This is a genomic window from Hydrogenophaga sp. GW823-FHT04C09 (assembly GCF_058796355.1).
The window spans coordinates 744034-768547 of record NZ_JBXAIO010000002.1; the positions used below are offsets into that span (position 1 = coordinate 744034).

At 67.9% G+C, this 24514-nt stretch carries 25 protein-coding genes and 1 riboswitch; of the genes, 14 read left to right on the forward strand and 11 right to left on the reverse strand.

The genetic code is table 11. From position 1 onward, the window contains the following. Window position 1 precedes the first annotated feature (1 nt). The 4 genes from AC1Q9M_RS08730 to AC1Q9M_RS08745 form a co-directional block, all read right to left on the reverse strand. Window positions 2-796, reverse strand: a complete 795-nt coding sequence (locus AC1Q9M_RS08730; protein ID WP_492433344.1) for an urea amidolyase associated protein UAAP1 — start codon at window positions 794-796, stop codon at window positions 2-4. Between the two features lie 22 nt (window positions 797-818). Further along, on the reverse strand, window positions 819-1673 hold the full coding sequence (locus tag AC1Q9M_RS08735; protein ID WP_492433346.1) for an ABC transporter ATP-binding protein: 855 nt from the start codon (window positions 1671-1673) through the stop codon (window positions 819-821). 4 nt (window positions 1674-1677) lie between these two features. Further along, window positions 1678-2532: an ABC transporter permease gene (locus tag AC1Q9M_RS08740; protein WP_492433348.1), complete on the reverse strand. Its 855-nt coding sequence runs from the start codon at window positions 2530-2532 to the stop codon at window positions 1678-1680. Between the two features lie 68 nt (window positions 2533-2600). Continuing rightward, a riboswitch (guanidine-I (ykkC/yxkD leader) is annotated at window positions 2601-2732 on the reverse strand. 108 nt (window positions 2733-2840) lie between these two features. Then, complete coding sequence (locus AC1Q9M_RS08745) at window positions 2841-3197, reverse strand: hypothetical protein (RefSeq protein WP_492433350.1); 357 nt, start codon at window positions 3195-3197, stop codon at window positions 2841-2843. A 306-nt stretch (window positions 3198-3503) separates the two neighbouring features. Here AC1Q9M_RS08745 and AC1Q9M_RS08750 point away from each other — a divergent pair, with 306 nt between their 5' ends. Further along, entirely contained in the window at window positions 3504-3935 is a 432-nt protein-coding gene (locus tag AC1Q9M_RS08750) for an ankyrin repeat domain-containing protein (RefSeq protein ID WP_444688214.1), read from the forward strand. A gap of 30 nt (window positions 3936-3965) precedes the next feature. Here AC1Q9M_RS08750 and AC1Q9M_RS08755 read toward each other — a convergent pair whose 3' ends face one another. From AC1Q9M_RS08755 to AC1Q9M_RS08770, 4 genes are read right to left on the reverse strand one after another with little or no spacing between them, the layout of a single operon-like run. Further along, window positions 3966-5414, reverse strand: a complete 1449-nt coding sequence (locus AC1Q9M_RS08755) for an NAD-dependent succinate-semialdehyde dehydrogenase (protein WP_492433352.1) — start codon at window positions 5412-5414, stop codon at window positions 3966-3968. Window positions 5415-5437: 23 nt separating this feature from the next. Beyond that, window positions 5438-6466, reverse strand: a complete 1029-nt coding sequence (locus tag AC1Q9M_RS08760) for a dihydrodipicolinate synthase family protein (protein ID WP_492433354.1) — start codon at window positions 6464-6466, stop codon at window positions 5438-5440. A 27-nt stretch (window positions 6467-6493) separates the two neighbouring features. Further along, a complete protein-coding gene (locus AC1Q9M_RS08765; protein ID WP_492433356.1) occupies window positions 6494-7474 on the reverse strand; it encodes an ornithine cyclodeaminase family protein in 981 nt (326 codons plus the stop codon). After that, entirely contained in the window at window positions 7471-8457 is a 987-nt protein-coding gene (locus tag AC1Q9M_RS08770; protein WP_492433358.1) for a tripartite tricarboxylate transporter substrate binding protein, read from the reverse strand. The genes AC1Q9M_RS08765 and AC1Q9M_RS08770 overlap by 4 nt, the downstream gene beginning before the upstream one ends. A 186-nt stretch (window positions 8458-8643) precedes the next feature. Here AC1Q9M_RS08770 and AC1Q9M_RS08775 point away from each other — a divergent pair, with 186 nt between their 5' ends. The 13 genes from AC1Q9M_RS08775 (at window position 8644) to AC1Q9M_RS08835 (ending at window position 22291) form a co-directional block, all read left to right on the forward strand. Then, window positions 8644-9366, forward strand: a complete 723-nt coding sequence (locus tag AC1Q9M_RS08775; protein ID WP_444688209.1) for a FadR/GntR family transcriptional regulator — start codon at window positions 8644-8646, stop codon at window positions 9364-9366. A gap of 106 nt (window positions 9367-9472) precedes the next feature. After that, the gene (locus AC1Q9M_RS08780) at window positions 9473-10306 is read left to right on the forward strand and encodes a hypothetical protein (protein ID WP_444688208.1); all 834 of its coding nucleotides are present in this window, start codon (window positions 9473-9475) and stop codon (window positions 10304-10306) included. 112 nt (window positions 10307-10418) lie between these two features. Then, complete coding sequence (locus AC1Q9M_RS08785; RefSeq protein WP_492433360.1) at window positions 10419-11675, forward strand: Hsp70 family protein; 1257 nt, start codon at window positions 10419-10421, stop codon at window positions 11673-11675. Window positions 11676-12046: 371 nt separating this feature from the next. Then, complete coding sequence (gene urtA / locus AC1Q9M_RS08790) at window positions 12047-13231, forward strand: urea ABC transporter substrate-binding protein (protein ID WP_291120626.1); 1185 nt, start codon at window positions 12047-12049, stop codon at window positions 13229-13231. A 73-nt stretch (window positions 13232-13304) separates the two neighbouring features. Next, complete coding sequence (gene urtB, locus AC1Q9M_RS08795; RefSeq protein ID WP_291120624.1) at window positions 13305-14207, forward strand: urea ABC transporter permease subunit UrtB; 903 nt, start codon at window positions 13305-13307, stop codon at window positions 14205-14207. Window positions 14208-14209: 2 nt separating this feature from the next. After that, window positions 14210-15259, forward strand: a complete 1050-nt coding sequence (gene urtC, locus AC1Q9M_RS08800; RefSeq protein ID WP_444688206.1) for an urea ABC transporter permease subunit UrtC — start codon at window positions 14210-14212, stop codon at window positions 15257-15259. A gap of 44 nt (window positions 15260-15303) precedes the next feature. Next, complete coding sequence (urtD, locus tag AC1Q9M_RS08805; RefSeq protein WP_382163688.1) at window positions 15304-16056, forward strand: urea ABC transporter ATP-binding protein UrtD; 753 nt, start codon at window positions 15304-15306, stop codon at window positions 16054-16056. 11 nt (window positions 16057-16067) lie between these two features. Continuing rightward, complete coding sequence (urtE, locus tag AC1Q9M_RS08810) at window positions 16068-16757, forward strand: urea ABC transporter ATP-binding subunit UrtE (RefSeq protein ID WP_382159747.1); 690 nt, start codon at window positions 16068-16070, stop codon at window positions 16755-16757. Between the two features lie 24 nt (window positions 16758-16781). Then, on the forward strand, window positions 16782-17819 hold the full coding sequence (locus AC1Q9M_RS08815) for an aliphatic amidase (RefSeq protein ID WP_291120616.1): 1038 nt from the start codon (window positions 16782-16784) through the stop codon (window positions 17817-17819). A gap of 49 nt (window positions 17820-17868) precedes the next feature. Further along, entirely contained in the window at window positions 17869-18675 is an 807-nt protein-coding gene (locus AC1Q9M_RS08820; protein WP_382159744.1) for a CbbQ/NirQ/NorQ/GpvN family protein, read from the forward strand. Next, window positions 18672-20375 (forward strand): nitric oxide reductase activation protein NorD, encoded by a 1704-nt coding sequence (locus tag AC1Q9M_RS08825; protein WP_492433364.1) that lies wholly within the window; start codon window positions 18672-18674, stop codon window positions 20373-20375. Before AC1Q9M_RS08820 ends, AC1Q9M_RS08825 begins: the two co-directional genes overlap by 4 nt. A 108-nt stretch (window positions 20376-20483) precedes the next feature. Beyond that, window positions 20484-21638 carry a transporter substrate-binding domain-containing protein gene (locus tag AC1Q9M_RS08830; protein WP_382323700.1) on the forward strand — a complete coding sequence of 385 codons (1155 nt, stop codon included), beginning with the start codon at window positions 20484-20486 and terminating at the stop codon, window positions 21636-21638. Then, window positions 21638-22291 (forward strand): ANTAR domain-containing response regulator, encoded by a 654-nt coding sequence (locus tag AC1Q9M_RS08835; protein ID WP_382159735.1) that lies wholly within the window; start codon window positions 21638-21640, stop codon window positions 22289-22291. Before AC1Q9M_RS08830 ends, AC1Q9M_RS08835 begins: the two co-directional genes overlap by 1 nt. 4 nt (window positions 22292-22295) lie before the next feature. On the opposite strand, the gene AC1Q9M_RS08840 is transcribed toward AC1Q9M_RS08835, so the two are convergent. Genes AC1Q9M_RS08840 through AC1Q9M_RS08850 form a run of 3 tightly spaced genes read right to left on the reverse strand, consistent with a single transcriptional unit; the run spans window position 22296 to window position 24512 of the window. Beyond that, window positions 22296-23048: a hypothetical protein gene (locus tag AC1Q9M_RS08840; RefSeq protein ID WP_382323701.1), complete on the reverse strand. Its 753-nt coding sequence runs from the start codon at window positions 23046-23048 to the stop codon at window positions 22296-22298. Between the two features lie 7 nt (window positions 23049-23055). Further along, on the reverse strand, window positions 23056-23736 hold the full coding sequence (locus AC1Q9M_RS08845; protein ID WP_382323702.1) for a cysteine hydrolase family protein: 681 nt from the start codon (window positions 23734-23736) through the stop codon (window positions 23056-23058). After that, complete coding sequence (locus tag AC1Q9M_RS08850; RefSeq protein ID WP_382323703.1) at window positions 23733-24512, reverse strand: creatininase; 780 nt, start codon at window positions 24510-24512, stop codon at window positions 23733-23735. Before AC1Q9M_RS08850 ends, AC1Q9M_RS08845 begins: the two co-directional genes overlap by 4 nt. Between the last annotated feature and the right edge of the window lie 2 nt (window positions 24513-24514).

Here is a 24514-nt window from a genome sequence, read left to right on the forward strand (position 1 = left end):
CTCACAGGTAGAGCAGGTCGGTGTTGTGCAGGGCGCGCGCGTTCTCCGGGCGCAAGGCGCGGCACACGTCGTCGGCCGGCGCGGCGCCGCAGCGCCAGGCCACCAGGCCGACCTTCTTCGGCGCGTAGGTGGGCGCCGGGTCCAGCCCGTGCGGCGCGGTGCTGATGGCGGCGATCACGTCCATGTCGAAGCGCAGCTCCACGAAGTCGCCGGCCTTCGCGTGGTCCGGCACGAAGGCGAAGCGGCCCTGCGCGTCCACGCCCACCTTGCTGAACAGGTTCACCGGCGCGATCAGGTCGCGCTTGGAAAGGCCGTGCTTGCCGATCTCGATCAGCAGCCCGTCCTTGCCCGAGCGGTGCATGGCGTTGCGGTGCGATTCGTAGCGCTGCTCGCCGTATTTCTGCCGCATCAGCTCGCTGTCCAGCAGCGCGCCCAGCGGGTCGTGCCAGCCCAGGCTGTCGGCCGTGAAGCTGGCCATGCTGCGGCCCATGTCGCTCATCAGCACATGGCCGCGCGAGTAGTGCGCGGTGTGCTGCGCCTTGAGCGAGTCGGGCATGTTGTAGCGCTCCAGTTTTTCCAGCGCGCTGTAGAGCACCAGGCTCACGTTCGCGCCGGCTTCCAGCGCCACGAAGCGGATCGCGCTGCCGCGCGGCATGCGCCAACCCCAGTGGTTGCCACCGGGCACGATTTCGCTCCACATCAGCTGGCGGGTGTCCACCCCCGCGAGCGTGGGGGCGGGGAAGCCTTGCCAGAACGCGGGGGCGTCCACCGGGGTGTCGTCGAGGGTGTGGTTCATGTGGGGGTCTTCAAAAAGTGCTTCAAACGGGGGCGCCCGTCATGCGCTGGAGCTGCTCCAGGTCGGTCTTCATGCCGGAGGTCTCGCGGATGCGGTCCAGGATGTCGCGCTTCAGGCGCACGAACTCGGGGGCGTGCTTCAGGTCCTGCGTGCGCTGGTCGCCGAAGGGCACCTCGTAGATGGTGTCGATGCGCCCTGGGCGCGGCGCCATCAGCACCACGCGAGCGCCCAGGTACAGCGCCTCTTCCACGTCGTGCGTCACGAACACGATGGTGGCTTTCTCCAGCTTGTGCACGTAGCGGATCAGGTCGTGCATCACCTCGCGCGTCTGCGCGTCCAGCGCGCCGAAGGGTTCGTCCATCAGCACGATGTCGGGCCGGCCCATCAGCGCGCGCGCGATCGCCACGCGCTGCTGCATGCCGCCCGAGAGCTGGTTGGGCCAGGCGTGGCCCATCGCCTCCAGGCCCATCAGGCGCAGCAGCGCGTCGGCCCGGCCATCGGCCGCCTCCACGTCCGACGAGGTGCGACCCTCGGTGTGCGCCTGCAGCTGGCGGCAGAACTTGATGTTCTGGCACACCGTCATCCAGGGGTACAGGCTGTAGTGCTGGAACACCATGGCGCGGTCGATGCCCGGGCCGGTCACGGCCTGGCCGTCCACCAGCAGGTCGCCACTGCTCTGCACCTCCAGCCCGCCGATGGTGCGCAGCAGGGTGGACTTGCCGCAGCCCGAGGCGCCCACGAAGGTGACGAACTCGTTGGCGCGGATGTCCAGGTTGATGCCTTCGAGCGCGTTCACCGGCGCGCCGTCGAAGCGCTTGAACACATCGCGGATCGCGATCTTGGGCACGGGGTGGGTGTGGGGATGTGGGGTGCTCATCGCATCAGCCCTTCAGGTAAAGCCAGGGGAAGGCGCGGCGGTGCGCGAGGCGGAAGAGCTGGTCCGTCACCAGGCCGATGAGGCCGATGACGATGATCCCGGCGAAGATCGTGTCCGTCTGCAGGAAGCGCTGCGCGCGCAGGATCGCGTAGCCCAGGCCCGAGTTCGCGGCCACCAGCTCGGCCACCACCAGGTAGGTCCAGGCCCAGCCCATGGTGATGCGCAAGGTGTCCAGCAAGGCCGGCTTGGCGCTGGGGAAGATCACCTTCTCGATCAGCTCCGAGCGGTTCGCGCCCATGGTCTGCGCCGCCTCCACCTGCGCGGCCGGCACGCGGCGCACGTCCTCGGCCACCATCAACACCATCTGGAAGAAGGTGCCGATGAAGATGATGGCGATCTTGGAGCCCTCGCCAATGCCCACCCACAGCATCACCAGCGGAATGAAGGCCACCGCCGGCATGTAGCGGATGAAATCCGTCAGCGGCTCCAGCAGCGCCTGCACCGCGCGGTACGAGCCGATGAACAGGCCCAGCGGCAGCGCGATCACCGCCGAGAGCAGAAAGCCCGTGACCACGCGGTAGACACTGATGCCCATGTCATCGAGCAGGCCGGTTTCGGTCAGCCAGGTCCAGGTCTTGGTCAGCACCTGCAGCGGGGCGGGGAGGAACACCGGGTCCAGCCCGCCGTAGGCCGCCAGCACCGCCCAAAGCACCAAAGGGGTGAACAGACCGATGAGCGCAAGCACCCAATAGGTGCGCCGGGCGATGGGCGCACGCACCGTCCAGAGGCTGTGGGTGCGGCGGCGCCGGGCGCCGGCTTGCGGCGCGCGGATCTCGATGGCGGGTGGCGAGGAAGACATGCAGGCTCCTGAACGGGGGACACAAAAGCGGAGAGGCGTCGTGCTTGCGCTTCGTTGCGCGCAGCAGCGTCTCCCGGGCTTTTGTCCCTCCGTGGAGCCACACGATCGTGGCCGACCGCTCTCGGACCAGACGGCGCCGCGTGTCTGTCTTTCAGTTGGTGGTCAACTGCGCGGCGCCCGGAACCCTAGCGGTCTTCTAGGCTGGCGTGTGCGGTGCAGGGCACAGCGCCTCTCTGGTTCAGGGTGTTAGCAACTGCTGTGCCAGCCGCCGATCGCTGTTTCAGCCCCAGGCCACCGAAGATCCTGTGTCAGTCGTCCGACCCTGAGGCGTCCTCCACATAGGCCTGCAGCGCCGCGACGGTGTCCGTGAGCCCGTTCATGAACAGCACCAGCTCGTGGTTGAGCGCGTACAGCATCGCGCCCGCTTCCAGTTGCGCGGCCGGGATGCCCGAGGTGTCGCGCATGCGTTTGAGGCCTTCGGGCATGAGGATGCGTTCGGTGCGTTGGTAAAGCGGCATCAGCTGGCGAAGCTGGCCGATCTGGGTGGATGCCCTTTTGGTGAGCACGCGAACCCGGTGCGACGCGTCGTGGGAAAAGGTGAGGGAAGCGCTGCGCTTGTGCGGCGCGCGCAAATCCATTGGAGATTTTTTGGCTTTGGTGACCATGTCGGCCTCCCGGTCGTGTGTTTGACACACCGCCGCCCCCTCTCTTGTGGAGCAGGGGCGGCGGCCCGAACAGGTTGACGTACCAGTCCCTCGCTGCGCGAAGCCGGCGAGCCTTGCGGCTCCCCATTCGGGCCACCAAAACTTGAGGGAAGCGGAACGTCAACTCCGATCACGCGGTTTTGGCGTGAGCGGGGCAGTATAGCCACGGGGTTCTGCCGCCATGGCGCATGAGCCCCTGCATTTCCCATGCACGCAGCCGGTGCGTACACTCGCACACCCCACCACCACCCGGCAGCAGCCCCAGCCATGAGCGATTGGAAAACCCAGCAGATGATCAAGGCCTCCGGCTGGCCGCTCGCGCCCGAGCTGCTGTTGGCGCCCGATGCCGACTTCAACGCCCGGCTGGAAGGCGGCCTCGTGCCCCTGCACTGGGCCTGCTCGGAAGGCAAGGCCGGGCTGGTGAAGCACATGCTGGAGCGCGGTGCCGATGTGCTGGACGCGGCGGACGGCGAGGTGAGCGTGGCGGGGCGCACGCCGCTGTACATGGCCATCCACTCGGGCAACTTCCAGACCGTGATGCTGGTGATCGATCGGCTCAAGGCGCTGGGCGCGCCGCCGGCCGACGAGGCGCTGAAGAAGCGGCTCGCGAGCGTGTTCAACAAGAGCCACGCGGATGCGAAGAACCGCCTGGCTCAGACGCTGAAGGACTGGGACCGGATCGCGAAGAAGGCGCCCTGACGCCAGGGCGCCCCTGTCGCGGTCGTCGCCTCACCAGGTGACGGCGATGTACTTGGTCTCCATGTACTCGTGCATGCCCTCGGCCGCCCCTTCGCGGCCCAGGCCGCTCTGCTTCACGCCGCCGAACGGCGCGGCCGGGTCGGAGACCAGGCCCCGGTTCACCGCCACCATGCCGAACTCCAGCCGTTCGGCGATCTTGAGGCCCTGCGCCAGGTCGGCGCTGTAGAGGTAGGCGGTGAGGCCGTATTCGGTGTCGTTGGCGTGTTTCACCATGTCGTCCACGCCGCCCTTCACGCGCACGATGGGCGCGACGGGGCCGAACACCTCTTCTTTCAGGATGCGCGCGTCCAGCGGCACGTCGCCGAGCACCGTGGGTTCGTAGAAGTGGCCGGGGCCGGGCACCTTCTTGCCGCCGCACAGGATCCTGGCGCCGCGCGAGACGGCGTCCTGCACGAGCTCGTCCACCTTCTTGCGGGTGGGTTCGTCCACCAGGCTGCCGACCTGGTTGTTTTCATCCAGCCCGTGGCCGATGCGCAGGGCCTGCATGCGTTGGACGAACTCGGCGGTGAAGGCGTCGCAGACCGCATCGCCCGCGTAGAAGCGGTTGGCGGCGGTGCAGGCTTCGCCCATGTTGCGCATCTTGGCGATCATGGCGCCGTCCACCGCGTCTTTCACGTTGGCGCCGTCGAGCACCAGGAAGGGTGCGTTGCCGCCGAGTTCCATCGGCGTCTTGAGCACCTGGTCGGCCGCGGCCTTGATGAGTTTCTGCCCCACCTCGGTGGAGCCGGTGAACGAGACCAGGCGCACGCGCGGGTCGTGCAGCCACATGTCCACCAGCGCGCCGGACTTGGTGGTGGGCACGATGTTGACCACGCCCTTGGGCACGCCGGCTTCGGCCAGCAAATCGGCCAGCGCAAGCATGCTCAGCGGCGTCATGCCGGCGGGCTTCACCAGCACGGTGCAGCCGGCGGCCAGTGCGGGCGCGATCTTGCGTGTGCCCATGGCGGCGGGGAAGTTCCAGGGCGTCACCAGCACCACCACGCCGATGGGCTGGTGCTGCACGAGGATGCGGTAACCGCCGGCGGGCGCATGGCTCACGCTGCCCAGGTTGCGGCAGGCTTCTTCCGAATACCAGCGGAAGAACTCGGCCGCGTAGCGCACCTCGGCGCGGCTGTCGGCCAGGGGCTTGCCGTTTTCCAGGGTGATGATCTTCGCCAGGGGTTCCAGGCGTTCGATCATCAGCGCATGCACCTTGCGCAGCACCTCGGCGCGGGTGCGCGGGGGCGTGGCACTCCAGTCCGGCAGGGCGGCGGCGGCGGCGTGGGCGGCGGCCTGGCCGTCGTTCAGGTCGCCGTCGGCCACCTGGGCGATCACCTCGCCGGTGGCGGGGTCCACCACGTCGAAGCTGCGGCCGCTGTGGGGGGCGCGCCATTCGCCGTCGATGTAGAGCTGCGTGGGGCAGGGGGGAAGCTGGTGCATGCGCGTCTCCTTGAAAAGGCCGGTCAGCTCACCGTGGCCACCGGGTGGCGGCCGGTGAAGAAGTCGCCGTTGGGCAGGTCCGTCGGCGTGATGCCCGATTTGACCAGAGCCTGGCGCAGGCTGTTCATGGTGCCTTCGTTGATGCGCATGGTGGGCTGGCGCAGCGGGCCGCCGTTGAAGCCGTTGAGCCAGCCTTCGTATTTCCACAGCATGCGGTTGAGGAACTGTGCCTGGGCCGAATAGGCATTGGCGGCGGCGCGGGCTTTGCGCGCCGGGTTGATCTGCCAGTACAGCGCGGTGGCCTCGTCGTACTTGTGTTCCTGCATGAGCTTGAAGATGCGCGGGATCATGCCGCCGTAGTACTCGGTGTCGCTGGTGCCGATGAACTGGATGGGCACGAGCTGGCCGAGCGCGAGCGCGAACTGCTCCAGCGGCATGGTGACCACCACTTCCTTGCTGAACAGGCGGTAGGCCTCCACCCAGCCCATGATGCTGGGCATGCCGCCTTCGGCTTTCAGCGCGCAGATGTTGGGGCAGTCGTCGAGCAGGCGGCGGATGAGGGCGGCGTCGATGTCCGAGGGGTGCACGCGGTCGAAGCCCCAGTGCGGCACCTGGAACAGCATCACGCCCAGGCTGGTGGCGTCGCAGAAGGCTTTGGTGTAGTCGTAGATGTCCTGCGAGGTGGCGGCGTAGAAGTTGGCCGGGTACGACAGCAGGATGAGCGCGGCGCCGTTGCGCTCCGCGATCTTCGCGGCCTCGATGTTTTCTTCCAGCGTGTTGAAGCTGGCGTGGTGGATGAGCTGGAGCCGGCCCTGGGCCTCGTCGTTCGACCACTGGAAGAACTGCTCGTACTCGGCCAGGCTCATCGCCACTTCGGAGACCAGCAGCGTGCCCGAGAAGCCCAGCTCGATCTCGTGGCGGATGTCGTGCCGGATGCCTTGTTCGTTCAGGCCTTTGAGGTCGGCGGTGAAGGAGGGGATGACCACGTTGGCCACGCCCTTGAGGTGTGCGTGGGCCCATTCGCGTGCTTCGTGTCGTTGGTAGAGTGCCATGTCGGTGTCGGTCCTGGTTGGGGTTGTTTACTGTTTGTAGGAAAACTGGATGGGCAGCGTCACGGCCAGGCCGGCGGCGATGGCGCGTTCGTAGATGAGTTCGGCGGCCACGATGTCCTGCAGCGCGGAGCCGACGGACTTGAACATGGGCAGGCGCGCCGTGGTTTCGATCTCGCCGCGCACCAGCGCGTTGAGCGAGCGCATCTTGTGTTCGAAGGCGATGCCGGCGGCGGTGGCGGCGCGCATGTCGCCGGACTCGTGGGCCACCTCGTCGGGCATGTCGCTCACGATGAGGTCGCATCGTTCGATCACGCTCACGTCGATCTCGCGCTGCACCGGCAGCGTGGAACCCACCGAGACCAGCAGCATGCCGGGCTGGAGCGCGTCGGCGTGCAGGATGGGCGATTCGTCGTGCGAGCGCGCGGCGGCGATGGCCACGCTGGCGCCGTCCAGCGCCTCGGCCGGCGTGGCGGCGGTTTCGCAGCGGATGCCGAGCGCGGCGGAGAAGTCGCTCGCGAACTTCTCGCGGTTGGCCGGCGTGGGGCTGTACACGCGCAGGCTTTCCACCGGGCGCAGCGAGGCCATGGCCTGCACGTGCGAGCGCGCTTCGGCACCGCTGCCCAGCACGCCCAGGCGCATCGGCGCCTGGGGGGCGAGCGCGTCCACGAACAGCGCCGAGGTAGCGGCGGTGCGAAAGGCGGTGATCTTGTTCGCGTCGACCAGCGCGCGGATTTCACCGGTGTCCTGCTCGGCCAGCGAGATGAGGTAGTTCATGCCCTTGTTGCGCCCCCGGCCGAACACCTTGGCGCCCATGAAGCGCTGGCCCGGTGGCACGGCCGCCAGCGCGCGCAGCGAGGCGTCGGGCCCCTTGGCGAAGGTGCGCGGCGGGCTGGTGCGCTCGTCGTAAGGCTGGGCGTAGGCCGCGCGCAGCGCGGGGATGAGCGCGTCCCAGGTCATGAGCCGTTCAATGGCCTCCGTGCCGATGAACACCGGGTTCTTGGAGGTCATCGGGCCTTCCCTTGCGCTTCGCTCTGGGCGATGCGCCGCGTGATGACGGCGATGGCTTTCACGTAGCCCGACCAGAAGCTGGCGAACTCGCCGCCCGCCACGTACTTCACCGCGCCGCCGGTCTGCGTGACCATCTGCCTGAACTCGGCGTCCTGCGCGGCGGCCTCGACGGCCTGGCGCAGCTTGCGCTCCACCGCCTCGGGCGTGCCGGCGGGGATGAACACCGCCGTGCCGGCCACGGTGTCGAAGTTGACGCCCTGGTCTTTCATGCGCGGCAGGCCGGCGGGTTCGGTCCAGGGTTCGTCACCGGCCGTGGCGAGGTAGCGCAGCCGGCCCGCCTTCACCTGGGCGGCGGTGAGCGCGCGCGAGAGCAGGGCGAAGTCCACCTCGTTGGCGATCAGCGCGTTGAGCAGCGGCCCGCCGCCTTGGTAAGGAATGTGGCGGGCATCGATGCCGGCGGTGTCCACGAAGGCTTCGGAGCGCACATGCACCTCGCCAAAGAAACCGGTGGAGCCGAAGGTGAGCGCGTTGGGCCTGGCCTTGGCGGCGGCGATCAATTCGCGAAAGCTCTTGTAGGGGCTGGCCTCGGGCACGACCATGGCCACCGGCTCCGCGCTGAGCAATGCCACGGGCGTGAGCTGGTCAAGCGTGAACGGCGGCTTCTGCTTGTTGACCACGGCCTGCTCGGGCAGGCTGGCCACGCTCAGCAGCGAGAGCAGCACGGTGTGGCCGTCGGCCGGCGCATTGGCCACCTGGCTCACGCCGATGGCACCGCCCGCGCCGGCCTTGTTCACCACCAGCACGGTCTGCTTGAGCGCGCGCTGCAGGGCGGGCTGCAGGGCGCGCGCCATGTTGTCCGCCGTGCCGCCGGGCGGGAAGGGCACGATGAGGCTGATCGGCCGATCGGGGTACTCCGCGTGGGCGGGGCTTGCCGCCACGAACGAGGCGGCCGCGAGGACGGCCGCGAGAACCTGGGTCTTCATGCTGCTGGTCTCCTGGTTTTGAGGGAAAGGCTGCCCACCAATTGGTTCAAATTGGTTTCTTATGATCTGCTTTGGTTCAACTTTAGACGAGGTCGTGCGCCACAAAGATCGGGGATTACCCGAGGTTTCAGGCCAAAATGCGCCCCTTTGGTTCAAACCAATTGAAGCCAATCTAGAATGCGCGCCATGACCAACACCGCCACCTTGCAGATCAAGACGGATTCCATGGAGTCCCTGCGCATGGAGCTGCTCAAGGGCTTGCAGAGCGGCAGCTGGCCGCCCGGCAGCCGCCTGCCCACCGAGCGCGACCTGTGCGCCACCTTCGGCGTGAGCCGCTCGGGGCTGCGGCGTGTGCTGGCCGAGTTGCGCGAACAAGGCCTGATCACCCAGAAGGTGGGCAGCGGCACCTACGTGGCGGAAAAACCCAGCGGCGCCACCGGCAAGGCCGACGGCGCCACCGGCACCGGGCGTTTTCTCGCCGTGCCGTCGGTGAGCCCGGCCGAGCTGATGGACGCCCGGCTGCTGCTCGAGCCCATGCTGGTGGACCTCATCGTGAACAACGCCAACACCGCCGACTTCGAGCGGCTGGAGGATTGCTGCGCGCGCGCCGAGGCCGCGCAGACGCTGGACGAATTCGAAAAGCTCGACAGCGAGTTGCACGAGCAACTGGCCCTGGCCACGCAGAACGCGCTGTTCATCAGCGTGTTCCGCCTGATGGCCGAGATCCGCGAAAGCGGCGAGTGGGGCTTTCTGAAGCAGAAGGTGCTGACGGCCGAGCGGCGCGCCGTGCTGCAAAAGGAGCACCGCCAGATCGTGGCCGCGCTGCGCCAGCGCGACGTGGACACCGCGCGGCGCGCGATCTTCGACCACCTGGCGCAGGCGCGGCTGAATCTGCTCTGGCGCATCTGATCCGCTCGCCTTCGAACCTTCCGCCATGCGGGGCCACTCAAAGCGGCCGTCCGCGTTGCAACGGCTCGCCCGCCGAGGGCGTCCCTCGGTTCTGACCACATCCCACATGATCTCCCCGCTCCTCCTCGGCTCGAATTCCCCATCGCTTGATTCGACACCTCTCAAGTTGTCTCAACTGAACCGCACCGCTTTCGGGGTGATTGAAAACGCCGCATTGCTGCAAGCCTTTCACTCAGCCGATTGGGCGACCCAATGGGCCGCCTTGTGCTTCATGGAGCATTTCAACGTGCTCAACGCGCCCACCGGCATTCGCCAGGCGGCGCAGAACGACCCCTTGCTGGCCGGTGCGCTGGAAGATTTGCCCTCCTTGAACCCGTCTTGCCGCCACGTCTCCGACGTGCTGCGCAGCCAGCACGTGGTGCCGGATGCGTTTGGCGAGGCATTCAGACGGGCCCTGCTCGCCGCCCTGAACGCCGATGCCGACGATCGGCTGAGGTTTTGTCTGGCTGTGCTGTCCATGGGCGGTCTTTCCATCGAGATGAAGGAGGCCGCCTTCGGGGCTTTGTACAGCCTGCCATTGGACGAGGATGGCCAAGCGCGGGTGGCCGCGTGCGCCCCAGAAGAAGGGGTGAAAAAGAAGCTGCTTCAGAGCTTCGAAGCGGCGGGCATTTCCTATCTGAACCTGAACAGCCTGGGGTCCGATCCGACGCCGCCGAGCGAGGTGACCCCATTGAGCATCTCGCCGATGAGCCACAGCGGCACGGTCTGGAGCTTTGGCCAGCCCCACAACGGACAGCCCATCACGCCGATCAGCCAGGCGGGGCACAACGGCAATTCCTTTCACATTTCACTGCTCGCCATGCACGACTCCAGCATCGGCCCCAGCGAGATCATTGAAGAAGAGAAAAAGAGCGAGTCGCCCCGGTTTGGGCCGCTGTAAGGCGTCGGGAACCGCTGCGCCGTGTAAGCAATGGGGCTGGGTGGCAGAATCCAGCCTCCTCGCCGGCGCATGGCTCCCGCAGGCCCCGCCCTCTTTTTTCTCTTCCCTCTCCATGACATCTTCGCCACCCGGCACGCTGGGCATCGACTTCGGCACGTCCAACTCCGCCGTCTCCTGGGCCGAACCCGGCGGCGCCTCGCGGCTGCTGCCAATGGAAGGCGAGGCCACGAACCTGCCCACGGCGGTGTTCTTCAACGTCGAAGACCGGCACACGCACTTCGGCCGCGATGCCGTGGCGCAGTACCTCAGCGGCACCGAAGGGCGCCTGCTGCGCTCGCTCAAGAGCCTGCTGGGCAGCCCGCTGCTGAACGAATCCACGGAGGTGAACCACCAGCAGGTGAGCTTCCAGCAGATCGTGGAGATCTTCCTGGCCGAGCTGCGCGAGCGCGCCGCGCGCACGCTGGGCCACGAACCCGCGCGCGTGGTGATGGGCCGGCCGGTGCACTTCGTGGACGACGACCCCGCGCGCGACGCGTTGGCCCAGCAGTCGCTGCACGAAGCGGCGCTGGCCGTGGGCTTCGAGGCCGTGTCGTTCCAGTTCGAGCCGATCGCCGCCGCCCTGGACCACGAGCGCCGCCTCACGCGCGAGAGCCTGGTGCTGGTGGTGGACGTGGGTGGGGGCACGTCGGACTTCACCGTGGTGCGCCTGGGCCCGCAGCGCATGGCACGGGCCGACCGCGGCGGCGACGTGCTGGCCACGGCGGGCGTGCACATCGGCGGCACGGACTTCGACCAGCGCCTGAGCCTGGCGCGCGTGATGCCGCTGCTGGGCTACCGGCACCATGGGCCGCAGGGCCGCGAGGTGCCCAACCGTGTGTTCATGGACCTCTCCACCTGGCACCTGATCCAGTGGCTGTACCTGCCGCGCGCGCTCAGCCAGGCGCAGGGGCTGCGCGTGAACTACACCGACGTGCGCCTGCACGAGCGCCTGATGCGCGTGCTGCGGCAGCGCGATGGGCACCGCATCGCGCACGAGGTGGAGCAGGCCAAGATCCGCTGCTCGCAGCAGGACGCACCGACCAGGGTGGACCTGTCGGACGTGGAGCCGGGCCTGGCGGCCTCGCTGAGTCCGGGCGACATGGCCGAGCATTTGTCCGCGCTGCTGGCGCGCGCGGTGCAATGCGCGCGCGAATGCGTGCAACGCGCCGGGTTGGGCGATGCGTCGCTGGACGCGATCTACCTCACGGGTGGTTCGTCGGCCCTGCGGCCGTTCCAGCTCGCGCTGCAGACCGAGTTCGCCGGTGTGCCGCTGGTGGAGGGCGATCTGTTCGGCGGTGTGGCCTCGGGGCTGGTGTATTCGCGGGTGTGAGCGCCCGTGCGGGCGCTGCGCGAATACCACCGACGGCGCCACCTTGTCTAGTTGGTGGATTTCCTATGGCGGCCCGAAGACCTGAAAAGGAAGATGCGCGCTGACAAGAAGTTGTCACGCATTCATCGACGCCGACTGCCAGTGCTGCCAGTCAGGTGTTGGGCAAGAAAGCCCGAACCGGTTTGAACACCGGTTCGGGCTTTTTTTTGTTCTGCTCGTTCGCATGGGTTCCGGACAGGCCATGGCCTGCATCCGCTGGCGGAGCCCTGCGCGTGTCTGGCACGAAGGCGTGGATGTGACCGGCTGCTTGTCAGCCACCCCGGGGGTGGCAGGTTCTCAATCCGTCCATACCAACGCTAGGAGACAAGGCCATGAGTGAGATGAATCGTCGCGACATCGTGAAGACCGGTGGGTCCATGCTGATTCTGGGCGCCGCAGGCGGCCTGCCTGCCATCGCATCCGCGCAGGAGACCGTGAAACTCGGTCTGTTGCATTCGCTCTCGGGCACGATCGCGATTGCCGAAGCCTCGCTGGTGGACGCCGAGAAGATGGCCATCGACGAAATCAACGCCGCCGGCGGCGTGCTCGGCCGCAAGATCGAGGTCGTGGTCGAGGACGGCGCCAGCGAGAACTCGGTGTTTGCCGAGAAGGCCCGCAAGCTGCTGGAGCGCGACAAGGTCGCGGCCATCATCGGCTGCTACACCTCCGCCTCGCGCAAGGCCATCCTGCCGGCGCTCGGCCGCGCCAAGGGCCTGCTCTACTACCCGACCTACTACGAAGGCCAGGAGCAGGACAAGCAGGTGTTCTACCCCTCGCAGGAAGCCACCCAGTCGGTGATCGCCGCCGTCGAATGGATGGCGCGCGAGAAGGGCAAGAGCTTCTTCCTGGTGGGCTCGGACTACATCTACCCCCGCACCTGCAACAAGATCGCCAAGCCCACCATCACCAAGGCCGGTGGCAAGGTGCTGGGCGAGGAGTACGCGCCCCTGGGCCACACCGAGTTCTCGTCCATCATCAACAAGATCAAGGCCGCCAAGCCCGACTGCATCTACAGCACGGTGGTCGGTGGCTCCAACGTGGCCTTCTACAAGCAGCTGCGCGCCGCGGGCCTCGATGGCTCCAAGCAGACGCTGCTCTCCACCGTGGTGTCGGAGAACGAGGTCGAGGGCATCGGCAAGGACAACGCCGCCGGCTACTACGCCTGCATGGGCTACTTCCAGAGCATCAAGTCGCCCGCGAACGAGAAGTTCGTGAAGGCCTTCAAGGCCAAGTACGGCCAGGAGCGCGTCATCGGCGACCCGATGCAGGTGGCCTACAACAGCGTGTACCTCTGGAAGATGGCGGTGGAGAAGGCCAAGTCCTTCGACGTGGACAAGGTCATCGCCGCCTCCGGCGGCATCGAGCTGGAAGCGCCCGAGGGCACGGTGCGCATGCACGCCACCAACCACCACGTGTGGAAAAAGGTGCGCGTGGGCCGCGCGCGCGCCGACGGCCAGTTCGACATCGTGTGGGAAACGCCGTCCCTGATCGAGCCCAACCCGTTCCCCAAGATTTGACATCGCGGGGCAGGAGGCCGGCCGGTCGCCCGCGTGGGCGGCCGGTCGATTCCAACGATTCAGGAGTCGGTCAATGGGTTTCGACATTGCGGTGATGCAGGTGTTCAACGGCGTGAGCCTGTTCAGCATCCTGCTGCTGATGGCCATCGGTCTGGCCATCGTGTTCGGTCTGATGGGCGTGATCAACATGGCCCACGGTGAGTTGATGGCGCTGGGCGCCTACATGACCTACCTCGCGGCGCGGGGCTTCGAGCACTGGGCGCCCGAGTGGATGGGCATCTACCTGTTCGCGGCCATCCCGTTCGCGTTCTGCGTGACGTTCGCCTTTGGCTACGTGCTCGAACGCGGCTTCATCCGCTTCTTCTACAACCGCCCGCTGGACACGCTGCTGGCCACCTGGGGGCTGAGCCTCATCCTGCAGCAGACCTACCGCACCGTGTTCGGCGCGCAGGAGGTCAGCGTGCCCTTGCCCGTGTGGCTGGCGGGCGCCTGGGAGCCCACCGAGGGTATCCAGCTGCCGATCAACCGCATCTTCATCGTCGGCCTGACGATCGCCGTGGCCGTGGGCGTGTACCTGCTGCTGTACCGCACGCGCTGGGGCCTGAAGGTGCGTGCTGTCACGCAGAACCGCGCCATCGCCGGTGCCGTCGGCATCGACACCCACCGCGTGGACGCGCTCACCTTCGCGCTGGGCTCGGGCCTGGCGGGCATCGCCGGTTGCGTGTTCACCATGATCGGCTCGACCAACCCGGGCACGGGCCAGCTCTACATCGTCGACTCCTTCATCGTGGTCGTCTTCGGCGGCGTGCAGAGCCTGATCGGCACGGCGCTCTCGGCCCTGTCCATCGCGCAGGGCCAGACCTGGCTCGAGTTCCTGATGAGCGGCTCCATGGCCAAGGCCACCATCCTGCTGCTGGTGATCCTGGTTCTGTACTTCCGTCCCAACGGCCTGTTCGCCGTGCGTTCCAGGAGCTGAGCATGTCATCCCAGACGCACCGACTCGACTTCGCCAGCGCCGTCGCGCTGATCGCCCTGCTGGCCATCGCGCTGCCCCTGCTGCTCGACCCGTTCCGCCTCAACCTCATCGGCAAGTACCTGGCGCTGGCCTTCGTCGCCATCGGCATCGTGCTCACCTGGGGCTATGGCGGCATCCTCAGCCTGGGGCAGGGCGTGTTCTTCGGCCTGGGGGGCTACCTGATGGCCATGTTCCTCAAGCTGGAGGCCTCGGCCCCCGAGTTGCCCGACTTCATGGTGTGGAGCAGCGTGGAGACCTTGCCGGTCTGGTGGACGCCGTTCCGCTCGCTGGGCTGGACCGTGCTGGGCATCTTCGTCCTGCCGGCGGTGATCGCCTACCTGTTCTCGTTCGCCATCTTCCGCCGCCGGGTCAGCGGGGTGTATTTCGCCATCGTCACGCTGTCGCTGGCGCTCACCCTCACGGTGGTGGTGGTCGGACAGCAGGGCGACACCGGCGGCGCCAACGGCATCACCGATTTCAAGACGCTGCTGGGCATGGACATCCTGAGCGACGAGGCCCTTCGGGTGCTGTACTTCGTCGAGGTCGCCTTCCTGGCCGTGGCCATGCTGCTGGCGCTCACGCTGGTGCGCACGCGCTTCGGCAAGATCCTGATCGCCATCCGCGATCGCGAGGACCGGGTGCGCTTCAGCGGCTACGACACCGCCCACATGAAGGCCTTCGTCTTCGCCTGCGGCGCGGTGCTGGCCTCGGTGGGGGGCGCGTTCTTCACGCTGCAGGTCGGCCTGATTTCGCCCAGCGTCATCGGCGTGGTGGCCTCGGTCGAGATGGTCATCTACGCCGCGGTGGGCGGGCGCCTGTCCATCCCCGGCGCCGTGGTGGGCGCGCTGCTCATCGGCTTTCTCAAGTCCTACCTGTCGGAGACCTTCCCCGAGGCCTGGCTGTACTTCCTGGGCGGGGTGTTCATCCTCGTGGTGTGGGTCATGCCCAACGGCCTGGCGGGCCTGAAGGACCAGTGGCAGGCCCGCCGCGGCGGTGCGAGGAGCGCGGGATGAGCGCCCAACTTGCCATGCACGTTCCCACCCACGCCCTGTCTTCCATGACCCCCTCTCAAACCCGCGACCACGTGCTGCAGGTCGAGAACCTCACCGTCTCCTTCGATGGCTTCAAGGCCGTGAACGACCTGAGCCTGGCGGTGGAGCGCAACGAGCTGCGCGTCATCATCGGTCCCAATGGCGCGGGCAAGACCACGCTGCTCGACATGATCTGCGGCAAGACCCGGCCCACCGCCGGCCGCGTGCTGTTCGAAGGGCGGGACCTCACCCGCCTGAGCGAACACCAGATCGTGCGCCTCGGCGTGGGCCGCAAGTTCCAGACGCCCTCGGTCTACGAAGACCTCACGGTCTTCGAGAACCTGGAGATCTCCCTGCCCCGCATGCATGGCCTGTTCCAGTCCCTCACGTTCCGGCGCAGCGGCGCCATCGTGGAGCGCGTGAAGGCCATGGCCGAGCAGGTCTTCCTGATCGATCGCCTGGGCCACCGCGCCGGCCTGCTCAGCCACGGCCAGAAGCAGTGGCTGGAAATCGGCATGTTGCTGATGCAGGAGCCCACCCTGTTGCTGCTGGATGAACCGGTGGCCGGCATGAGCCCGCGCGAACGCGAGCAGACCGGTGACCTGCTCAGCCGCATCGCCAGCGGCCGCTCGGTGGTGGTGATCGAGCACGACATGGACTTCGTCAAGCGCATCGCCCACCGCGTCACGGTGCTGCACCAGGGCCGGCTGCTGAGCGAAGGCAGCGCCGCCCAGGTGCAGGCCGACCCCCGCGTCATCGACGTCTATCTCGGCCACTGAGGAGGCACCCCATGTTCGACATCTCCCGGCTGAACGTGTGTTACGGCGAGTCGCACGTGATCCACGACATCTCGTTCCAGGTGCAGGCGCGCGAGTCGGTGGCCATCATGGGGCGCAACGGCATGGGCAAGACCACCCTGCTCAAGTCCCTCATCGGCCTGTTGCCCACGCGCTCGGGCGACATCCAGCTCGATGGCCGCGCCCTCCAGGGCCTGCCCAGCCACCGCCGCGTGCAGCACGGCCTGGCCTTCGTGCCCCAGGGGCGCATGGTGTTTCCGTTCCTCACGGTGGAGCAGAACATCCTCTCGGGCGCCGAGCATTCGGGCCACCGCGAGGTGCCCGACTACATCCACCGCTTCTTCCCGGTGCTCAAGGAGATGAAGCACCGCAAGGCGGGCAACCTCTCGGGCGGCCAGCAGCAGATGCTCGCCATCGCGCGCGCGCTCATCTCCGAGCCCAAGGTGCTGATCCTCGATGAGCCCACCGAAGGCATCCAGCCTTCCATCATCAAGGAGCTGGCCCAGACCCTCAACGTGCTCCGGCGGGAACGCGGCTTTGCTGTCGTCGTGTCGGAGCAGGTGCTCAGTTTTGCCCTCGATCTCGCCGACCGGTTCCTGGTCATCGACCGAGGGCGCATCGTGCACGAAGAAGCCCGTGCCAATCTGGATCAGGAAAAGGTCAAGTCCTTCCTGACCGTCTGACGTCAACCCCCCAAGGAGTCTTTCATGCGACATGGTGACATTTCCAGCAGCAACGATTGCGTCGGCGTGGCCGTCGTCAACTACAAGATGCCCAGCCTGCACACCAAGGCCGAGGTGCTGGCCAACGCCCGCAAGATCGGCGACATGCTGGTGGGCATGAAGAAAGGCCTGCCGGGCATGGACCTGGTGATCTTCCCGGAGTATTCCACCCACGGGATCATGTACGACGCCAAGGAGATGTACGAAACCGCCTCCACGATTCCCGGTGCCGAGACGGAGATCTTCGCCGATGCCTGCCGCCGCGCCAACGTCTGGGGCGTGTTCTCGCTCACCGGCGAGCGCCACGAGGAGCACCCCAACAAGGCGCCCTACAACACGCTCATCCTGATGAACAACAAGGGCGAGATCGTGCAGAAGTACCGCAAGATCATGCCGTGGGTGCCCATCGAGGGCTGGTACCCGGGCGACTGCACCTACGTGAGCGAAGGCCCCAAGGGCATGAAGATGAGCCTGATCATCTGCGACGACGGCAACTACCCCGAGATCTGGCGCGACTGCGCGATGAAAGGCGCCGAACTCATCATCCGCTGCCAGGGCTACATGTACCCGGCGAAGGAACAGCAGATCATGGTGGCCAAGACCATGGCCTTCATGAACAACTCGTACGTGGCTGTGGCCAACGCCACCGGTTTCGACGGCGTGTACTCCTACTTCGGCCACTCCGCCGTGATCGGCTTCGACGGCCGCACGCTGGGCGAATGCGGCGAAGAGGAAATGGGCATCCAGTACGCCGAGCTGTCCAAGAGCCTGATCCGCGACGCGCGCAAGAACGGCCAGTCGCAGAACCACCTGTTCAAGCTCGTGCACCGCGGCTACACCGGCCTCATCAACTCGGGCGACGGGGACAAGGGCGTGGCCGCCTGCCCGTACAACTTCTACGCCAAATGGGTCAACGACCCCGAGGCCACGCGCGAGATGGTCGAGTCGTTCACGCGCACCACCGTCGGCACCGCCGAGTGCCCGATGGAAGGCATTCCGAACGAAGAGACGAAACACCGCTGAGCCCGTCACCCCCAACCGCGCCCTGTTCCGCACCGGAGGACCCCGTTCCATGCAGTCACCCCTGGACGACCATCTCATCCGCTCCGAACCGTTCTACCAGCCTTCGGGCGAGGAGATCGAATGCTACGAGCGGGCGTACCGGCACCGCCTGCCGCTGATGCTCAAGGGGCCCACCGGTTGCGGCAAGACGCGCTTCGTCGAGTACATGGCCTGGAAGCTGCAGCGCCCCCTGGTCACCCTGGCCTGCAACGAGGACATGACCGCCTCCGACCTGGTCGGGCGCTACCTGCTCGACGCCCAGGGCACCGCCTGGCACGACGGGCCGCTGACCCTCGCGGTGCGCCATGGCGGCATCTGCTACCTCGACGAGGTGGTGGAAGCCCGCCAGGACACCACGGTGGTCATCCACCCGCTCACCGATGCGCGGCGCATCCTGCCGCTGGACAAGAAGGGCGAGGTCATCCAGGCCCACCCGGACTTCCAGCTGGTGGTCTCCTACAACCCGGGCTACCAGAGCAGCGCGAAGGACATGAAAGCCTCCACCCGGCAGCGCTTCGCGGCCCTGGAATTCGACTACCCCGACACCGAGACCGAGGTCGCCATCGTCGCGCAGGAAGCGGGCATCGACGCCGCGCTGGCCCGCCAGCTCGTCACCATCGCGCAGTGCACGCGCGCCCTCAAGCAGCGCGGGCTGGACGAAGGCGCCTCCACCCGGGTGCTCATCTACGCGGGCGTGCTGGTGCGCGACGGACTCACCCCCACGCAGAGCTGCGAGATGACCCTGGTGCGCGCCCTGACGGACGACCCCGACATGGCGCAGGCCATCCGCGATTTCGTGAAGGCGCAATTCGGATGAAGAGCGACCTGCCGGCGCACGTGCTCCCACCGGATGTCGACGCGATCGACGGCCTGCTGCCCTCGCTGGCCTGGCTCGGTTCGGGCCTGCTGGGCGGGCCGCTGTCGGTGGCCGAGGCCAGCGCCGGCCCTCGCGCTCGCCGCACCATCCTCACGCGCGGGCAGGTGCTGCTCAGCCGACAGGCGCTGGAGGACGCGGCCGCGCCGGCCGGCGGGCTCTACCGCGCCAGCGTGGCCCACGCCGTGGCGCACTTGCTGTACTCGCCGCTGCGGCAGCCCGCCCGCCTGCTCAAGCCCATGAGCCAGGCCGTGGTGTCCGCCGTCGAGGACGCGCGCGTGGAGCGGCTGCTGGCCCGGCGCTACCCCGGTGTGAGCGGCTGGTTCCTCGATCACCTCGCCCCCGTGCCCGAGGCCGGGAACTTCAGCTTCGAAGCGCTGCTGGCCCGCATGGACCGCGCGCTGGCCGACCCGGGTTACGCGGACGACAACCACTGGGTGAACAAGGCCCGCCGGCTGTTCGAGGAAACGCAGACCCGCCACGGCCTGGGCGACGCCCCGGCGTTCCGCGCGATCGCCTCCATCCTGGCGAACGACCTGGGGCAGATGCGGGTGCGTTTCGATCCCCAGCACCACGTCGTGCCGTCGCCCTACCGCGACGACCACAGCATCCTGTGGCAGCACGACGACAACGAGCAGGACGAACAGCAGGCCATTGCCGCGCCCCGCTCGGCCCCGGCGCGCGCGCCCGCGCCGCCCCCACAGGCCAGCGACGGGACGCAGCCCGCGCGCGAACCGGCCGAGGTGGAGTTGGGCCGCACCCTGCACGCCGAATGGCACCACCGGCTGGCGCTGTGGCGACGGGACTGGTGCACCGTGATCGAGAAGCTGCCGGCCCTGGCGCCCACCGCGCTCGCCCGCGCGCAGCCCGCCTTGTCCCACAGCTTCAGCCCGGTGTCGCTGCACCGCGTGCGCCGCCTCAGCCGCCGCCAGCGCCTGCGCCGGCAGTGGGAGGGTGAAGACATCGACCTCAACGCGGCCATCGAGGTGCTGGTGGACCGCCGCCTCGACCTGCAACCCGAGCCTCGGCTGTTCATGCGCCCGGGCCGCGAGGCGGGCACCTCCCGCATCCTGGTGCTGCTCGATTTGTCCGAGTCCACCAACGACCCCTCGGGCGCGCGCGGCGCCTCGCTGCTGGACATTGAAAAGCAGGCCGCCTTCCTGTTGGCCGAAGCCACGGTGCACACGCAGGACCGCGTGGCCATCCATGGCTTCAACTCCAACACGCGCGCCGAGGTGAGCTACTACCGCCTGCTCGAATGGGACGACCCGCTCGACGGCGCCGCCCGCGACCGCCTGGCCTCGGTGCCGGCCCGGCACTCGACCCGCCTGGGCGCGGCCTTGCGCCAGGCCACGGCCCATCTGCAGACCCAGCCCGGGCGCCATCGCGGCCTGCTGGTGGTCACCGATGGCGCGCCTTCCGACGTGGACGTGTTCGAACCCGACTACCTGGTGGAGGACGCGCGCATGGCGGTGCAGCAGGCGCACCGAGCCGGCATCCGCACTTTCTGCCTGGCGGTCGATGCCGCGGCCGACCAATACGTGCGCCGGATTTTCGGCTGGCGCGACCATGGGATCGCGGCCGATCCGAGCCACCTTCCGGTACAGTTGCAGAGAGCCTATGTGAGGCTGGCCGCCGGATGACGGCCGCACCGCCTGGCACCCATCCCCTGCTGTTCACGGCCCTGCCCATGCCCCTGAAGACCCCCGTTCGTCCCCACATCGCGGCGCCGACCGCATCCAGGGTGTGCCATGGTTGACCGCGATCCCGTGCGCGTCGGCGTGCTGTTCTCCTCGACCGGTGTCACCTCCACCATCGGCCTGTCGCAGTTGCATGGCGCCTTGCTGGCCATCGACGAAATCAACGATGCCGGGGGCATCAACGGCCGCGAGCTGGTGCCGGTGCACCACGACGCCCAGTCCAACCCGCAGCGCTACGCCCAGCTGGCCGAACAGCTGATCCTGCAGGACAAGGTCAACGTCATCTTCGGCTGCTACATGTCCAGCAGCCGCAAGGCCGTGATCCCCGTCATCGAAAAGTGGAACAAGCTGCTGTTCTATCCCACGCTGTACGAGGGCTTCGAGTACTCGGCCAACGTCATCTACACCGGCGCGGCGCCGAACCAGAACAGCGTGCAGCTGGCCGAATTCATGACGGCCAATTTCGGTGCGCGCGTCTACCTCATCGGCTCGGACTACATCTATCCCTACGAGTCCAACCGCATCATGGGCGAGCTGGTGATGCAGCGCCAGGGCAGCGAGAAGCTGGCCGAACGCTATGTGGCGCTGGACGCCACCGAGAAGGACTTCGCGGACATCATGGACGACATCCGCCACAAGCGGCCCGACTTCATCTTCTCCACCGTGGTCGGGGACTCCACCGCCGCCCTGTACCGCGCCTATGCCGATGCCGGCTTCGATCCGAAGACCATGCCCATCGGCAGCCTCACGACCTCCGAAGCGGAAATCTCGCAGATGGAGAAGGGCCTGGCCACCGGGCACTACACCTCGGCGCCTTACTTCCAGTCGATCGAATCCGCCGCCAACCAGCGCTGCCTGCAGAGCCTGCGCCGCCGCCTGGGCGAGAGCTGCGTGCCCAACCTGTGCTGGGAGGCCTCGTACTTCCAGATGCACATCTTCGCCAATGCCATGCGCCAGTCGCGCAGCGACGACATCGCCGAGCTCATGCCGCACGTGCTGGGCAGCGAGTTCGACGCGCCGCAGGGCCGCGTGCGCATCGACCCCAACAACCACCACACCTGCCTGTACCCGCGCATCGGCCGCGTGAACGCCGAGAGCCAGTTCACCATCGTCCGCCAGGCGAGAAGGTCGGTGTACCCCGATCCCTACCTCGTCACCCACTCGCTGGGCGACTGGGCCGCCCGCCTGGACACCCTGGAGTCTTGATGGTCGACCGCGCGGAGCCTCCACGCGCGCTGCGGGCCACGCCCCAGCAGCTCAAGGAACTTCGCACGCTGACCGTGGCGGTCATCCACCCGGACGACTCGGACGGCCGCCAGCTCACGCAACAGCTGCAACGCATCGGCTGCAAGGTGCAGGCCTTCTGGCCGCCCGTGCAGTCCATCGGCAAGGATGTGGACGTGGTGTTTCTCGCGGTGCGCCCCGAGATCCTCAACCTCAACATGGACTGGGCCCACGCCGAGGACGCGCCGACGGTGATCGCGGTGGTCAACTACGAGAACCCGACCATCGTGGAGGTGGTGCTGGGCCTCGAAGCGAAAGCCGTGCTGCCCTCGCCGGTGCGCTCGTTCGGCCTGCTCTCCGCGCTGGTGCTGGCCCGCGAGAGCCACAAGGTGAACCGCGCGCTGGCGCGGCGCCTCAAGAAGGTGGAGGCCAAACTGCTCGGCGTGCGGCACATCGCCGATGCCAAGGCCATCCTGATGAAGAGCCACCACGTCTCGGAAACCGAGGCCTACGACCTGATCCGCGACCAGGCCATGGCCAAGCGGACCACGACCGAAGAGGTGGCGATGGCGATCGTGGAGGCCCACGAGCTGTTGTCCGTGTCGCTGCCGCCTCGCCATCCCCGATCGGAATAGGCCCTCACGGCGCGTGCCACTCCAGCACGCGCCAGCGCGGTGGCAGTCCTTCACAGGCCAGGGTCGCTTCGGCGTCGCCCGCGCGGCCCAAGGTGCAGGGCCAGGCCTGGCCTTCGAGCGCCGGCCGTGTGGCGCGCTCCACCGCCCACACGCCCTTGCCCCAGGTGCCGAACGTGATCTGGAAGTCCAGCAGCGCCTCGGCCTCGTCCGCATGGCGTTGCACCACCTGGGTCAGGGTGTCGTCGGGCGCGGTGTCGGCGGGCCAGGCGGCTTCGCGCGGCCGCAGGTGCATGAGGTAGCGCCCACTGACCAGCAGGCGTTCGGCGGTGGGTTCGCCGGCCGCGTCCAGTGCGGCCAGCGCGATGCGCCGCCCCACCGAGCCGGGCAGGCGCTCCCACACCTCGAGGTAGCTGCCGTGGATGCCGGTCTCGATCACGCGCTCCGGGGTCTCGAACACCATGTGGCCCGCGTCGGGCGTGCTGCGCGGGGGCTGGAAATCGATGCTGCGTTGCCAGGTGCAGACCTCGGGCCGCGCCGGGTCGGGCCGCGTGATGGCGGTGGTGCCGGCAAAGCCCTGCTGTTGCGCGCGGTCGGCGGGCGTGGCGCGCTCGGCGTCGGCGGGCACGCGCAGGTCGCCGTGCCACAGGCCGGTCTGCAGCCAGTGCACCCAGCTGGTGGTGTCGCGGCCCTCGGGCGTTTCAAGCAGGGTGCGTTGCCACACGCCGTGGTAGCGGTCGGGGATGGTCGGTGGGCTCATGGGGATCTCAGGCACCGGTGAAGGCTTGCACCCAGGTGGTGACGCGGTCGCGCGCGGGCGCGCTGTCGGCGAGTTCGGCCACCACCTCGGCGGTGCTGCGCACACGGCCGAAGATGCCGCCTTCCACGTCGATCATGGCCAGCGCGGGCGCCTGCAGCGCGGGGTTGCTGGCGGCGGTGGCGTCGCCCACGGTGGTGCAGGCAAAGCCGCGGTCCACCGCTTCGCGCAGCGTGGAGTGCACGCAGACCTCGGTGGTCACGCCGCAGAGGATGAGCCGGTCCACGCCGTGCGCGGCGAGCAGTTGCGTCAGGCGCGTCTGGTGGAAGGCGCCGTAGCCGGGTTTGTCGACCACGAATTCGCCGGGGGCCGGTTGGAGCGCGTCCACGAAATCGTGGCCCTGTTCGCCGCGCACCAGCAGCCGGCCCAGCGGACCCTGGCTGCCGATGGCCGCGCCCGCGGCGGTGCTGCGCGCGAGCTTGGCGGGCGGGCAGTCGCTCAGGTCGGGCAGGTGGCCTTCGCGCGTGTGCACCACCAGCAGGCCCTTGGCGCGCGCGGCGGCCAGCAGTTGCTGGATGTTGGCGATCGGTTCGCGCAAGCGCTGCACGTCCATGCCGGCGGTGTCGGCATAGCCCCCCGGGCTGCAGAAGTCGCGTTGCATGTCGATCACGATGAGCGCGGTGGTGCTCATGGCGCGGGCCTTTCGAAACCGGTGCGCACGGCCTCGGCCATGCGGCGGGCCACTTCGTCGGCGAGCCGCTTGCCTTTCACCGCGTCCGAGCCTTTGGCGGAGGAGAGCACGCCAGAAGCGGGCACCCAGTCGGTGCGCGGCGGGTACATCTCGTAGGGCGGGAAGTCGGCCGGGCCGTCGTCGGGCAGCAGGTCCATGCGCACGAGGTTGGGGTGGTAGTGCAGCATCATCGAGGTCTCCAGCACGGCGGCGTGTTCCAGCGCGAAGCCGGGGAAGCCATCGGGGAACACATCGCCCAGGGTGTCGGGCGTCATGAAGTCCCAGTACTCCAGGCGCATCACCTGCAGCTTCGCGCCGAGGCCGAGGTCGCGCAGGCCCAGGTCGATGCCCTCGATCAGGAACCACTGGTTCTCGTAGTGGCCGTTGACGATGACGAGCTTCGTGAGGCCGTGGCGCGCGAACTCGCGCACCGCGTCGCGCACCTGGCCGATGAGGGTGGCGGCGTCCACGCTGGTGGTGCCGCAGAAGTGCTGGCCGCCGCCGCACTTGGGCTGCGACTTGTAGCCGTACGACAGCGTGGGCGCGACCAGGCCACCCACGAGGGCGGCCGTGTCGGCGGCGATGGCGCTGGAGAGCAGGCCATCGGTGCCCAGGGGCAGGTGCGGGCCGTGCTGTTCGAGCGCGCCCACGGGCAGGAGCACGGGCGGCTGGTCTTGCGTCACGCGGGCCTGGTAGTCCAACCACGAGAGCTGGTTCATCCACACGGTGTCGGTCATCG